General features: G+C 57.0%; 12 protein-coding genes and 1 pseudogene. 7 read left to right on the plus strand and 6 right to left on the minus strand.

The window, feature by feature from the left end; all coding sequences use genetic code 11:
* Positions 1-739: 739 nt before the first annotated feature.
* The 5 genes and pseudogenes from panC (at position 740) to panF (ending at position 4,798) form a co-directional block, all read left to right on the plus strand.
* Positions 740-1,585 carry a pantoate--beta-alanine ligase gene (panC, locus tag Q0J81_RS03000; RefSeq protein ID WP_294445958.1) on the plus strand — a complete coding sequence of 282 codons (846 nt, stop codon included), beginning with the start codon at positions 740-742 and terminating at the stop codon, positions 1,583-1,585.
* Between the two features lie 3 nt (positions 1,586-1,588).
* Positions 1,589-1,978, plus strand: a complete 390-nt coding sequence (panD, locus tag Q0J81_RS03005) for an aspartate 1-decarboxylase (RefSeq protein WP_294445959.1) — start codon at positions 1,589-1,591, stop codon at positions 1,976-1,978.
* Between the two features lie 154 nt (positions 1,979-2,132).
* Positions 2,133-3,010: pseudogene (locus Q0J81_RS03010) on the plus strand (bile acid:sodium symporter family protein).
* A gap of 40 nt (positions 3,011-3,050) precedes the next feature.
* The gene (locus Q0J81_RS03015) at positions 3,051-3,332 is read left to right on the plus strand and encodes a YhdT family protein (RefSeq protein ID WP_294445960.1); all 282 of its coding nucleotides are present in this window, start codon (positions 3,051-3,053) and stop codon (positions 3,330-3,332) included.
* Positions 3,329-4,798, plus strand: coding sequence for a sodium/pantothenate symporter (panF, locus tag Q0J81_RS03020; RefSeq protein ID WP_294445961.1), 1,470 nt, complete (start codon positions 3,329-3,331; stop codon positions 4,796-4,798). Before Q0J81_RS03015 ends, panF begins: the two co-directional genes overlap by 4 nt.
* Before the next feature lie 253 nt (positions 4,799-5,051).
* Here panF and Q0J81_RS03025 read toward each other — a convergent pair whose 3' ends face one another.
* The 6 genes from Q0J81_RS03025 to Q0J81_RS03050 form a co-directional block, all read right to left on the minus strand.
* On the minus strand, positions 5,052-6,086 hold the full coding sequence (locus Q0J81_RS03025; RefSeq protein ID WP_294445962.1) for a low specificity L-threonine aldolase: 1,035 nt from the start codon (positions 6,084-6,086) through the stop codon (positions 5,052-5,054).
* A gap of 5 nt (positions 6,087-6,091) precedes the next feature.
* A complete protein-coding gene (locus Q0J81_RS03030; protein ID WP_294445963.1) occupies positions 6,092-6,853 on the minus strand; it encodes an ABC transporter permease in 762 nt (253 codons plus the stop codon).
* A complete protein-coding gene (locus tag Q0J81_RS03035) occupies positions 6,850-7,608 on the minus strand; it encodes an ABC transporter ATP-binding protein (RefSeq protein WP_294445964.1) in 759 nt (252 codons plus the stop codon). The genes Q0J81_RS03030 and Q0J81_RS03035 overlap by 4 nt, the downstream gene beginning before the upstream one ends.
* Positions 7,605-8,561, minus strand: a complete 957-nt coding sequence (locus Q0J81_RS03040; protein WP_294445965.1) for an ABC transporter substrate-binding protein — start codon at positions 8,559-8,561, stop codon at positions 7,605-7,607. Before Q0J81_RS03040 ends, Q0J81_RS03035 begins: the two co-directional genes overlap by 4 nt.
* 37 nt (positions 8,562-8,598) lie before the next feature.
* Positions 8,599-9,021 (minus strand): C-GCAxxG-C-C family protein, encoded by a 423-nt coding sequence (locus Q0J81_RS03045; RefSeq protein ID WP_294445966.1) that lies wholly within the window; start codon positions 9,019-9,021, stop codon positions 8,599-8,601.
* Between the two features lie 61 nt (positions 9,022-9,082).
* On the minus strand, positions 9,083-10,159 hold the full coding sequence (locus tag Q0J81_RS03050) for a LacI family DNA-binding transcriptional regulator (RefSeq protein WP_294445967.1): 1,077 nt from the start codon (positions 10,157-10,159) through the stop codon (positions 9,083-9,085).
* Between the two features lie 326 nt (positions 10,160-10,485).
* Here Q0J81_RS03050 and Q0J81_RS03055 point away from each other — a divergent pair, with 326 nt between their 5' ends.
* Together Q0J81_RS03055 and Q0J81_RS03060 are read left to right on the plus strand one after the other, a co-directional pair.
* Positions 10,486-11,817 (plus strand): MFS transporter, encoded by a 1,332-nt coding sequence (locus tag Q0J81_RS03055; protein WP_294445968.1) that lies wholly within the window; start codon positions 10,486-10,488, stop codon positions 11,815-11,817.
* Positions 11,818-12,077: 260 nt separating this feature from the next.
* Positions 12,078-12,902 carry a phosphodiesterase gene (locus tag Q0J81_RS03060; RefSeq protein WP_294445969.1) on the plus strand — a complete coding sequence of 275 codons (825 nt, stop codon included), beginning with the start codon at positions 12,078-12,080 and terminating at the stop codon, positions 12,900-12,902.
* The last annotated feature ends 140 nt before the right edge of the window (positions 12,903-13,042 follow it).

Consider the following 13,042-nt stretch of genomic DNA (forward strand, 5'->3'; position numbering starts at 1 on the left):
CCGATGCCAAGGTTATCTTTAGAGAGGCTCCTTTTGAGGAGCCTTTCGTCGTTTAAGGGCCGCATCGTCACGCGGCCCTTTTGCGTTTAAAAAACGTCCATGGAAAGAATGTTCCTGCGTCCTTCCCGGCAGGTTCGTCAGTTGCTTCCTGTTGCAAAGGAAAGCGGAAAGGTTGTTCTGAAAGTCTGCGTACAGGCGAGGGAACATGATGCTGAACCTGAGGAAGAGCCGAGGGCAATACGTACACGACTCAGCCTTGCTCAGGGCCGGGCAGGGTGAGCCGTGTCTGCTTTTATTTTTTCTCTCGACTCCAGGGCGTTTTTTGAAAATGCCATGTCGGGCTTCTTCCTGGGAGTTTTTTTTCATCAGACGTGCTCCTGCGGCCTCTGAAAGCGTCCTCCGCAATGCCGGGCATAGAATTTTTCCGGCGGCAGAATATGCGCACGGTCGGCGGTGTGCTTTTTCAGCGTGGGAGCATTTCAATGAAGAGTTTTAGCATGGTCAATATGCCGGGGCGACATCCATGCTGCCGTCGCTGAATATTTTTCAGTTGTTTTTCGGTCAGTCCATACAAGTTTTTTAGACGGGGAAAAAACTGGAGAGAAAGCGGGTATGGTTGCGTGGTTATTGTTTTGTGACTAGGGTCGTTGTTTCTGAAGCTGCTATCTGATTTTAGTCGCTATTCTTTTGGACCAGTTCCAATAGGGAACTGGCGGAAACATATTATGAGGAGCATTGCATGGACATTGTTTCTTCTGTAGCCGAGGTTCGGGAACAGGTGAAGAAATGGCGTAGCCTGGGGTTGAGCGTCGGGCTGGTGCCGACCATGGGATACCTTCATGAAGGACACAGGAGTCTTATAGTACGCGCCGTCGCTGAAAATGACCGCGTTGTTGTCAGTGACTTCGTCAATCCCATTCAGTTCGGTCCGAGTGAGGATCTTGAGAGCTATCCCCGCGACATTGAAGCGGACGCTCGCCTTTGTGAAAGGGCTGGTGCACATCTTATTTTTCACCCCGCTCCAGAGGATATGTATGCCCCCGATTTCTGCACCTATGTGGACATGAAGGGGTTGACCGAAGGGTTGTGCGGAAAAACTCGTCCCACGCATTTTCGGGGCGTGTGCACGGTGGTGAGCAAGCTTTTTCATATTGTTGCCCCGGACAGGGCCTATTTCGGCCAGAAGGACGCCCAGCAGCTCGCTGTGATCCGCCGCATGGTGCGTGATCTCAACTTCGATATCGAGATCGTCGGCTGTCCCATTGTCCGCGAAGAAGACGGTCTGGCAAAAAGTTCCCGCAACACCTACCTGAACGCGGAAGAGCGCAAGGCGGCGGTGGTGCTGAGTCGGGCCGTGAATCTCGGCAGAAGCCTGATGGAAAACGGCGAGAGAAAAGCTTCCGTCGTGCTTGCGGCCATGAGGGAGCTTATTGAAGGCGAACCTCTTGCCCGTATCGACTATGTGGAAATGGTGGATGCCGTGTCCATGCAGCCCGTGGAAGAGGCTCAGGGAAGCGTTCTGTGCGCCATGGCCGTGTATGTGGGAAAGACCCGTCTCATCGACAACTTTATTTTTGAAGGGTAGCGTATGCTGCTGACGATGCTGAAGGGCAAAATTCATCGGGCGGTGGTGACGCAGGCAGAGCTTGATTACGTGGGCAGCATTACCATTGACGAGCAGCTCATGGAGGCGGCAGGTATTCAGGAATACGAAAGGGTTCAGGTCGTCGACGTGGACAACGGACAGCGCCTTGAAACCTATGCCATTGCCGGTGAGCGAAACAGCGGGGTGATATGTCTGAACGGCGCAGCTGCGCGGCTGGTGGCGCCGGGAGATAAGGTCATCATCATGGCCTATGCGCTCATGCAGCCGGAGGAGGCCCGGGCCTTCAGGCCGAGCGTGGTTTTCGTGGATTCGCGCAATCGGGTGGTCCGGGTGGCCGACTATGAAAGGCACGGCTGTCTTGCGGACGTGTAGCTACCTTCCCGGAAGGACAAAGGCCGGACATGCTGTCGAAAATGTCCGGCCTTTGTCGTTATGGAGATGACATATGTTTTTTTTCAGGCGGCTCAGTATGCTGCTGGCCGGACATATAGGCGTCATCATACTGCTCTGTTCCGTTCTGGCCTGGATGTTTCCTTTTCTTTTTGCCTGGACTGTGCCGTACACATCCGTTTTTCTTGCCGTCATCATGTTCGGCATGGGGCTCACCATCGAAACGCAGGATTTTCGGGCGGCGTTTGCCCGTCCTAAGGCTCTTGTTATCGGTTGCGCGGCGCAGTTCACCGTCATGCCGCTGCTTGCCTTTATGCTGGCGAAGCTGTTTTCTCTGCCGGCGGATCTTGCGCTCGGCGTCATTCTGGTGGGATGCGCTCCGGGAGGAACGGCGAGCAACGTCATCACCTATCTTGCACGCGGCGACGTGGCGCTTTCCGTGGGCATGACGGTGGTATCTACGCTTGTTGCACCCGTCATGACGCCTCTTCTTGTTTATGTTTTGCCGGAAGCTGGGTGGAGGTTTCTTTTGGAGCCATGATGGCTTCGGTTATGAAGATCGTTCTGTTTCCCGTTGTTGCCGGACTTGTTCTGCGTCGTGCGGCACAGAGGGCTGTGCGTAGTGTCGTCGATTTCTGTCCGCTGGTATCAGTTCTCGGCATAGCACTGATTGTGGGCGGCATTATCGCCGTGAATGCGGAAAAGATTGCCGAAAGCGGTCTGCTGGTGCTTTTGCTTGTCTTTTTGCATAATGGAGCAGGGCTTGTCATCGGACTCGGCATTGCGTCTGTGCTGGGCCTGAGCTATGCCGGAAGAACGGCCGTTTCCATAGAAGTGGGCATGCAGAACAGCGGGCTTGCCGTGGCTCTGGCTACGATCAACTTTGCCGCCAGTCCTCTGGCTACGCTGCCGGGAGCCCTGTTCAGCGCATGGCAGAATATTTCCGGTGCGCTCTTTGCGGGCTGGAGGCGAAGGGAACGGAAGAAACTCGGGAATGTCCCGACAGCGCTCTGATGTGTCTCTGCGGCACATACGGGCGACAAGAGGAAAGAGTATGCGCGGAGCGTTCAGACAGGCCGACCGTGAGGCGTTGATAACGCTGGGTCTCTATGTGTTTTTTTTCGTGTGGTGGACGGTATTCGCCTTCGTACTCGGTGCCGGAGATCCTGAAGAATACAGCTATGTGTTCGGACTGCCTGCATGGTTCTTTTACAGTTGCGTGCTGGGGTACCCTGTCATGACGCTCATTCTCTGGATTGTGGTGCGGCGCTTTTTTGCCGACATTCCTTTGGATGAGGCGAAGAAGCAGAACGATGACGAGGAGAAGAAGGCATGAACGTCGCATTGGTTCCTCTTGTCGGCTATCTTCTGCTTACCCTTCTGCTGGCCATATGGGCTCAGCGTCAGGCCGGAAAGGGCGCGGGCAGAAGCTTTATTGAAGAATATTTCATCGGCGGACGTACCATGGGCGGTTTCGTACTGGCCATGACCATCATTGCCAGCTACACGAGCGCGAGCAGCTTCGTGGGAGGGCCCGGCGTGGCCTACAAGCTGGGGCTCGGCTGGGTGCTGCTGGCCATGATTCAGGTGCCGACGACGTTTCTCACCCTCGGCGTTCTAGGCAAGCGCTTTGCTATTCTCGGCCGGCGCATCCATGCCGTCACCATCACGGATTTTCTTTATGCCAGGTATCGCAGCGACGCCATCGTCATTCTGTGTTCTCTTGCCGTGCTCGTCTTTTTTGCGGCATCCATGGTGGCGCAGTTCATAGGCGGCGCCCGTGTGTTTCAGGCCGTCACAGGCTATCCATATGAAGTCGGTCTTGCGCTGTTCGGCGTTACCGTCGTCGTCTACACGGCGGTCGGCGGGTTCCGGGCTGTGGCCGTCACGGACGCGCTGCAGGGCGTTGTCATGCTCATTGCCTCCGTTGTCATTCTGTTCGCCGTGGTTCGTGCCGGAGGCGGCATGGAGCAGTGCATACAGACTCTGAAGGGCATTGATCCCGGTCTGATTACGCCTTCCGGCGCGGGAGGCAGCATTCCTGCGCCTATGCTGTTCTCCTTCTGGATTCTGGTTGGCCTCGGCATTCTCGGTCTCCCGCAGACCACGCAGCGCTGCTTTGGTTACCGGGATTCTCGCTCCATGCACGACGCCATGATCATGGGCACGCTCATCATCGGCTTTCTGCTGCTGTTCATGCATCTTTCAGGGGTTCTCGGCCGGGCCGTCATGCCCGGACTCACGTCCGGCGATCTCATCATTCCCTCGCTCATTCTTGAGCTTCTGCCGCCGTTCTGGGCGGGGGTGTTCGTGGCCGGGCCTCTGGCCGCCATCATGTCCACCGTGGACACCATGCTGCTTCTGGTTTCGGCATCCATCATCAAGGATCTGTATGTCCGTTACAGGCTCGGAAATGATGAATCGAAGATTTCGGCACGTAAGATAGGGCGCATGAGCTTCATCTGCACACTCGTCGTGGGCGTCCTGGTGTTTCTTGCATCCTTTGATCCGCCGGATCTTCTGGTGTGGATAAATCTGTTCGCGTTCGGCGGACTGGAAGCCGTGTTTCTCTGGCCCATTGTGCTCGGTATGTACTGGAAGAGCGCCAATGCCACGGGAGCTCTGTGTTCCATGGCCGCAGGCGTAGTCGCCTTCGTGCTTCTTTCCGTTTTTCATGTACCGCTTGGTGGTGTTCACGCCATAGTTCCGACATGCGTGATTTCCCTGATTGCCTTCTGGCTGGGGAACAGACTGGGAAATCCCGTGCCTGCCGAGGTGACAAAGCTTTTCTGGGAAGATTAGTCCTTCTGACCGTATGAAGGGCCGTTCTGAAGTCGTTTTCAGAACGGCCCTTTTGGGTTAAAGCGTCTCAAGCAGGCTGAGGGCTCTCGAAAACTCATAGCTGTGGGCATGGTTATGAGCACTCCTTTTGATTTGCTGAGAACAAGGGCTGGCATTTGTCCATCAGGCAGGTCAAAAAGAGCGTAGCATAAACGAGGCTCCACCGACATGGCCCATGGATCCCCGTTTTTACGGTTGTTTCGATGAGGCAAAATCAGATGTTTCTGATATCCTCAATGAGGGCCGTCACGGCCTCTTCGGTCGTGGCCCAGCTGGTGCAGAAGCGCACGGCGCTGTGCGTTGCGTCCGTTTTCTGCCAGAAGCTGAAGGAGTAGCGTTCCGCAAGCTTGTTGAGCGCCTCGTCGGGCACGATGGGAAACTGCTGATTGGTGAAGGAGTTATGGAGCAGCGGCCAGCCCTTTTCCAGAAAGGCGCGGCGCAGTCGCATGGCAAGGTCGTCGGCCTGCCTGGCAATGCGCATGTAAAGGTCGTCCTGAAAAAGTGCCAGAAACTGAATGCCGAGCAGTCTGCCTTTGGCCAGCATGGCTCCGCGCTGCTTCATGAGGTAGCGGAAATCCTTTTTGAGCGAGGGGGCGGTGACGACCACGGCTTCGCCGAACAGCGCGCCCACCTTGGTCCCGCCTATGCTGAAGACGTCACAGAGTTCGGCATAGTCGGCGAGCGTGAGATCATTGGCTTCGGACATGAGGCCGTACCCCATGCGCGCGCCGTCCACGAACAGGGGCAGGGCAAGTTCACGGCAGGCAAGGCTGATGTCCCTGAGCTCGGCCTTCGAGTACAGCGTGCCGAACTCCGTGGGTGAGGAAAGATACACCATGCCGGGCTGCACCATGTGTTCATGGGACTCGTCGGCATGATGCGCGGCGCAGGCTTCCCGGATCTGCGCTGCGGTGATTTTTCCTTCATGGGCAGGAAGGGCGAGCACCTTGTGACCCGTGGCTTCCACGGCGCCGGTCTCGTGCACGTTGATGTGGCCGTTTTCGGCACACAGCACGCCCTGCCACGGTCTGAGGGCGGATTCGATGACGACGAAGTTCGTCTGGGTGCCGCCTATGAGAAAGTGCACGTCGGCTTCCGGCGCGGCGCAGGCTGCGCGTATGAGGCTCCGGGCCTCGTCGCAGTAACGGTCTTCGCCGTAGCCCGGGGTCTGGTCAAGGTTGGTGGCCGTGAGAAGTTCCAGAATGCGCGGATGCGCGCCCTCCTCGTAGTCCGATTCAAAGCGAAGCATGAACGTCATCTCCTGTTTTCCAGTCGCTTCCAGCGGCAGATCACCCTTTCGGCAACATGGCAGATTTCATAAATGGCAAGACCGAGCAGACTCATGGACAGGATGCCGCAGAACATCTCAAGCTGATCGCCGCGGCCCCAGGCGTCCATGATGAGGAAGCCGAGTCCGCTCTGCGTGGCGAAGGATTCTGCCATGAACAGCACGGCCACGGCCGTTCCGCTGCTTACCTTGAGAGCCGTCATGGCGCTGGGAAGGGCCGCGGGAACGAGTACGTGACGGATGAGCTGGACGCAGGAACCTCCGAGCGTGCGGAATGCGTCGAGATAGCGTGCATCAAGGCGGCGTATGCCGTCTCTCGTGACCACGAGTATCTGATATCCCGTGGTCAGGGCGATGATGAGTATTTTAGACAGGTCTCCGAGCCCGAACAGCGTGAGAAATACGGGCAGAAGGACGATTTTGGGCAGCGGATAGGTGAGAAAGACCATGGGCGAGACGTAGCGGTCGATGCGTCTGCGGTAGCCGAGCAGAATGCCGAGCGGAAATGCGACGGCAAATGCCAAGGTCATGGCCGCACCCACGCGCATGGCGCTGCTTGCTACATGCCCGCGCATGACCGGGTCATGCAGGGACTGCGCCCAGGCCTCGAGCACTTCCGACGGAGCCGGAAGAAGATAGGGGCCGAGGGCCCACGCGCCGACCTGCCAGAGCAGCAGAAGAGCGAGAAAAGCCACGGCGTAGCGGAAAAGGATGTCGAGCATTTTCATGGCATGACCTTCTCCCCGGACTCCCGGATTCCGGGCTCTTCCAGCGCTTCGCGAATGTTTCGCATAAGGGAGAGGCTCTCTTCGCTGTTGCGGCAGGAGGCATCGCCGAAACAGGGATTGTCCAGCCACAGAGTTCTGGTGGCCGGGCGTCCGCTGAGCACCATGATGAAACGCCCGAGAAACACCGCCTCCGCCACGTTGTGCGTGACCAGCATGAAGCTCATGCGGCGGCGCTGCCATACGCTGAGCAGAAGATTCTGCAGATGCTCCCTGGTGATGGCATCAAGTGCGGCAAAGGGTTCGTCCATGAGCAGCAGATCTGGTCGGGAAATGAGGGCTCGGCCTATGGCCACGCGCTGTCGCTGACCGCCGGAAAGCTGCACGGGGAAGCGGCGCTCCAGTCCTTCAAGGCCGAGTTCGTTCAGCATGGAGGAGACGGCGGCAAAGCGCGTCTTTCGGGCGACGCCCCGAAGCTGAAGAGGCAGCGCCAGATTGTCGCGCACGGTTTTCCACGGAAACAGTCCGTAGTCCTGAAGTATGAAGGCCGTCTTCCAGTGCGAAGGCAGCGCGACGCTGCCCGAGTCCGCTGCGGCAAGCCCGGCAACAATGGCAAGAAGCGTGCTCTTGCCGCATCCGGAAGGGCCTATGATGGCAAGAGAAGATCCTTCGGGCAGAGAAAAGGAAACGTTTGAAAGAACGCTGTTTTCTCCGAAGGTCTTGCCCAGTCTTTCAACGCGCAGCACGTTTCCGTTCATTTCACGTCCTGAAAGACGATGTCGGCAAGGGCGGGCACGTCCTTTTTCAGCAGTCTGTTCTGCTTCATCCATTCGGCATAGTGCCGGATATCCTCTTCCGAAGGAAGGCCGAGCGGCGTGAGAGACTCCTCGAAGCGGAGCATGACATAGTGTTCTGCCGCCTTGTCTGAGAGCAGGCCGAGTTTCTGCATCATGGCCTTGTAGACGTCGGGCTCGGCATTGATGCGCCCGGCTTCCTCGGCAAGCGCGGCGCGGAAGCGCCGGATGCGATCTGTAAATGCGTCGTCGCTTTTTTCCGGTTTTTTCAGCGCGATGACGGCCAGCGGCATGGACAGGTTCCGATCGTCGAGAAGCACGCGGGCGCCCTGGCCTTCCACAAGCGAGAGCAGAGGTTCGGGCAGCAGGGCAGACTCTATCCGGCCGGAAAGCAGCATTTGGAGCCGGACGGGAATCTGACGGATGTCGCGTTTGTCCAGAGAGCCTGCCGCGCCTTCCTGCTCAAGAAGAGAATCCAGCACAAAGTCCACGATGGTGGCGCGGCCGATGGAACAGGTTTTTCCCTTGAGGTCGGCGAGCGTTTTTGCCGGAGAATCGGGTTTTACCGCAAGACCGAAGAATCGGGCTCTGGGGGAAGAATGGGACGTTGTGGCCACGATGATCTGCGGCGCTCCGTTTTCATTCTGCATGAGCACGTTGATGATGTCGCCGAAATGACCGTCCAGCGAGCCTGCCCGCATGGCAGCGCCAAGTTCCAGAGCACTCTGGAAGGGAACGATGTCCACATCGAGTCCGTGGGCGGCAAACACGCCGTCCTGTTTTGCGGCATGAAGAATGAGGGAGTCGGCTGCAGGGAGAGAGCCGATTTTCAGAGTATCGGCGGCAAGGGTTGTTTTCTGACAGAAAACGGCGGCAAGCAGCATGAAAGCGCAGAGCGCACGTTTGAGCATGGGCATGGCTGACCTCGTGAGTGTGCTGTGGGAGAATGCGGCGTCAGGCGTCAACCTGAGCAAAAAGATCATTCTGCATGAAGTGTACGGCAAAGTCGACGGCTTCGACAGTGAGAGACTCGCAGACGTGAGGCGGGCCGGAAAGACCTCCGGGCCGGATATCCTGACAGAGCAGAGAGCCGAAGCGTGTCTTGAAGGCTTCGGCAAAGCGGAAGCTCATGGCTTCCACGTCGTTGCCGGAAAGGCCTCTCGCGGTTCCCGCAATGCCGATGAAGATGAGGGCACCTTCTGCAAGACCGCACGGCCCGGGAACGCCGCCTGCGCCGTGCATTCTGAGTACGGTATGCAGGGTCTGCCTGGATACGGGCGTGTCGAACGCTTCGCCAAGACAGGCAAGCATGGTTCCCGCGCAGTTCCATTTGCGGTTTCGGTAAAGCTCGTGAACGCGTTCGGCGGTAGAAATCATGAATCCTTCCTTTGCGCGGCACTTCAGGCGCGTATTGCAGGAGCGTCTGAAAGTACGGCTTTCAGCGTGTTCTTTCCGTCTGACGGAAAGGCGCGGTGGAGCTGTTTTCCACGAGATAATGGGAAAATTCCACACGGGTGATGTTGTTGGGAGCGCCGGCGCCGGTCATGCGCTCATAAAGAATGTTGAAGGCATTTCGCCCCTTTTCTTCAATATGATGCTCAACGGAGGTGAGTCCGACGCTCCAGAACCGGGAGGCGGACAGATTGTCGAAGCCGCAGACGCTGTAGTCGTCCGGCACGTTCAGTCCCTTTTCTTTGAGCGCATCGAGCACACCGTACGCCACAAAGTCGTTGACGGCTACGATGCCGGAAATCTCGTCGTTGCGCTTCAGACATTCCATGGTGAGTTCGTAGCCCGTGCGGTGCTCAATGCCTATGTCGTTGAGCTCTTCCATCGGCGTGATTTCCCGCGTGAAGAGCTGCACGGACGTGTCCGGTTCCCGGGAGTAGACGGCCCGTATGCCGTCGAGTCTGCGTATGCGTATGGCGTTGGCATCGTTGAGCGTGGTGGAGATGAAGGCAATGTGCCTGTGTCCGAGACCGAGCATATGTCGACCGACCAGCATTCCGGCGCTGTAGTTGTCGAGTTCCACGGTATCCACGTTGAGACTGGTATTTCTGTCGCCGATGACCACGACGGGAATGTTCCGGTTGACCTTTTCCACGAGGTCCACGCTCTGGGGCATCATGGTGAAGACCATGCCGGAGGCTCCCATTTCCAGAGCCATGTCGAGAATTTCTCTTTCCTTTTCGGCGTCCCTGTAGGTGGTGAATATGAGCGTGGAGGCTCCGTGCTGTTCGGCGGACTGCTGTATGGCCTGCACCATGTTGGCATAGTAGGCGTTGCCGACGTTGGGGCTGACGATGAGCACGAGCTTTCTTGCGGTCAGAGGGCGGATTCTGCGCCGCACGGGCGTGCGGTATCCCAGAGCGTCGGCCGTATGCCGGACGTTCTGCACCGTGTCCGGAGAAAAGGACACGTCCGGCCGTCCGCTGAGTATCATGGATGCGGTGCTCAACGATACGCCGGCCGCGCGGCTCACGTCTTCCAGGGTAATTCTTTTTTTCGTCGTCATGGTCAGAACTCCACGGAAAAGCTAACGGCTGGGGAAAATTTCGTCAAACGAGGGAAGAGAAGAAGAAAAGATAAAAATTTAATAATTAGTATGGTATTTGTTGGAGAACTTTATAATTTGATATTAAAATTTTAATTTTAAAAAAATAATAATTAGCCTTGATTAATTACTATAATAATCGTAGAAGGGGGAAAATAACCGCGAGTAAAGGAAAAATTGATTAAAATTTTAATAAAAGTTTTTAAACTTTATCATTAAAATTTTAATAAAGTTTGCCTCGATGCACGGGAAGTTTTCCCTCAACCTTCATCAGGAGCTTTTTCACTATGAGCACGCCCGGCAAAAAAGAAATCCGCAAGGTGGTACTGGCCAGTCTCCTCGGAGCAACCATTGAATGGTATGATTTCTTCCTGTACGGCGTTGTTGCAGGCATTGTCTTCAACAAGCTGTATTTCCCCACGGAAGACCCCTTCATCGGTACGCTTCTTGCCTACAGTACTTTTGCCATAGGCTATCTGGCCCGTCCCTTCGGCGGCTTCGTGTTCGGTCACTTCGGCGATCGTCTGGGCCGCAAGAGCATGCTCGTGCTCACCATGCTCATCATGGGTCTTGCCACCATAGGTATCGGTCTTGTGCCCACATATGCGCAGATAGGTATTGCCGCTCCCGTTCTTCTGCAGACTTTTCGCCTCTGCCAGGGGCTCGGCCTCGGCGGTGAATGGGGCGGGGCCGTGCTCATGACCTATGAATACGCCAGCAAGAAGGAGCGCGCCTTCTATGCCAGCATCCCGCAGATGGGACTTGCTACGGGCCTGTGCCTCTCGTCCGGCGTCGTGGCGCTTCTTTCCTGGGGGCTTTCCGATGAACAGTTCCTTTCCTGGGGCTGGCGGCTGGCCTTCCTTGTGAGCGTCATTCTTGTCTGCGTCGCCCTGTATGTCCGCATGCACATCCTTGAGACTCCCGACTTTCAGAAGGCTCAGGAAAAGGCCAGTCAGGATAAGGCCAGGAAGACGCTGCCCATCGTGAAGGTGTGCAGGGAACACCCCGGCAACATTGCCCTCGGCATCGGTGCCCGCTGGATAGACGGCGTGTTCTTCAATGTGCTTGCCGTGTTCGTCATCACTTACCTTGTGCAGTATGTGAATGTGCCGCGCACGCAGGCGCTGTCCATGGTCATGGTGTCCGCCCTTGTCATGTGTCCCTTCATTCTCATTGCCGGGCGTCTTGCCGACCGTTACGGTCGTGGCCTTGTGTACGGCGTGGCCAGCATTCTCTGCGGGCTGTCCATCTTCCCCTCCTTCTGGCTCATGGGAGCGAGCGAGGGCAATCTGTTCATGATAGGCCTTGCCATCATCGTGCCGGTCAGCGTGTTTTATGCCGGTGTGTTCGGTCCTGAAGCCGCGCTTTTCTCCGATCTGTTTCCCGCCGACGTGCGCTATACCGGCATTTCCATCGTGTACCAGTTCCCCGGCTTTATCGTGGCCGGCATCGTACCCGGCCTCTGTACCTATCTCATCAAGATTGCCGACGGCGATCCCATTTATGTGTGCCTGTATACCATGCTCGCGGCCCTGACCAGCGGAGTTTCGGCCTTCATCGTGCAGCGCAAGCACAATGCCGCCGTCCGTCGTCTCGGCGATAATATGGAACACGTCTGATTTTCGACGTGATTTTTGCCGGCAACAGGTATATTCATCGTGCATCCTTTTCCCGATGCTCTGCGGCGGGCGCTGTTTCCTGTCCCGTGTCTGCCGCAGGGAATCAGACGACCAGGGCCCAGGCATGAGCCATGAAGGCGCACCTGTAGCGGTTCATGACCTTGTCTGATGTTTTTGTCGTCGGTTCGTCCCCGGGTGACGAAGGGAAGACGCATCTGACCCGGACGCGGAAGGGATTCCCCCTTCCGCAAGGAAACGATATGCGCATACTTCAGATTTCAGACTTTCATCTTCGCGGTGACGGCAGGCTTTCGTTCAGGGTGGTGGACACTCCGAAATGCCTGGAAGCTGCGGCGAAGCATATTTTCGGACTTGTCCAGAAGCCGGACATGATGGTCATTACCGGAGATCTGGCCGACAGCGGTGACGAGCACGCCTACAGAATGCTGTATGAAACCTTTGCTCCTCTTCACCTCCCCATCTACGCCGTTCCCGGAAACCACGACCGTCGCGACAGAATGCGCGCCATTCTCAAGGACTGGTGTCCGGAGAACGAGGAAACCGGGCCGTGGCTCTGCTATGCCGTGGAAGAAAACGAGGTCCGTTTTCTCATGATGGACAGCATGAGCCCGGGCTCGCACTCCGGACATATACCCGAGCGATGCGCCGCATGGCTGGAGAAGGAACTGGCGCGTCGTCCGGGCGTACCCACGCTGCTTTTCATGCATCATCCGCCGTTCGTCACCGGCATGGGCGCCATGGATGAGCCGTATGAGAACGTCGATCGTCTGCGTGGAATTCTGGAGAAGGCTCCCTGGGTGCGTCTGTGCTGCGGTCATATGCATCGTCCCATATTCACGCAGTGGGCCGGAGTACTGGCGCTCACCGCACCCGCGGCCTCCATGCAGATAGATCTCGACATTTCGCCGGAAGGCGGCGACACCTTTGTCATGGAGGCGCCCGGCTATCTGCTCCACGACTGGCAGAACGGTGCGTGGAACACGCATGTCTGCCAGATTTACGGCACGCCTACCTATGCCGGACCGTACCGTTTTCTTGATTCCGTGAATCCGACGGAAGAATGATGCTGCCTTCGCGGCATTCAGCCAGTCCCCGGGCCGGATGCCGCGCATTATGCCAGGGGTCCCTGTCCCTGTCATTCCTCCTCGAAAAAGGCCGTTGCTTTCTTTGAAGCTCGGCCTTTTTCCGTAAATGCGGAGAAAGG

It is taken from the genome of uncultured Mailhella sp., assembly GCF_944324575.1.
Lineage (GTDB): Bacteria > Desulfobacterota > Desulfovibrionia > Desulfovibrionales > Desulfovibrionaceae > Mailhella.

Coding starts and splice junctions, on each gene's coding strand:
- panC (WP_294445958.1), top strand. CDS start 740: ATGGACATTGTTTCTTCTGTAGCCGAGGTTCGGGAACAGGTGAAGAAA.
- panD (WP_294445959.1), top strand. CDS start 1,589: ATGCTGCTGACGATGCTGAAGGGCAAAATTCATCGGGCGGTGGTGACG.
- Q0J81_RS03015 (WP_294445960.1), top strand. CDS start 3,051: ATGCGCGGAGCGTTCAGACAGGCCGACCGTGAGGCGTTGATAACGCTG.
- panF (WP_294445961.1), top strand. CDS start 3,329: ATGAACGTCGCATTGGTTCCTCTTGTCGGCTATCTTCTGCTTACCCTT.
- Q0J81_RS03025 (WP_294445962.1), bottom strand. CDS start 6,086: ATGCTTCGCTTTGAATCGGACTACGAGGAGGGCGCGCATCCGCGCATT.
- Q0J81_RS03030 (WP_294445963.1), bottom strand. CDS start 6,853: ATGAAAATGCTCGACATCCTTTTCCGCTACGCCGTGGCTTTTCTCGCT.
- Q0J81_RS03035 (WP_294445964.1), bottom strand. CDS start 7,608: ATGAACGGAAACGTGCTGCGCGTTGAAAGACTGGGCAAGACCTTCGGA.
- Q0J81_RS03040 (WP_294445965.1), bottom strand. CDS start 8,561: ATGCCCATGCTCAAACGTGCGCTCTGCGCTTTCATGCTGCTTGCCGCC.
- Q0J81_RS03045 (WP_294445966.1), bottom strand. CDS start 9,021: ATGATTTCTACCGCCGAACGCGTTCACGAGCTTTACCGAAACCGCAAA.
- Q0J81_RS03050 (WP_294445967.1), bottom strand. CDS start 10,159: ATGACGACGAAAAAAAGAATTACCCTGGAAGACGTGAGCCGCGCGGCC.
- Q0J81_RS03055 (WP_294445968.1), top strand. CDS start 10,486: ATGAGCACGCCCGGCAAAAAAGAAATCCGCAAGGTGGTACTGGCCAGT.
- Q0J81_RS03060 (WP_294445969.1), top strand. CDS start 12,078: ATGCGCATACTTCAGATTTCAGACTTTCATCTTCGCGGTGACGGCAGG.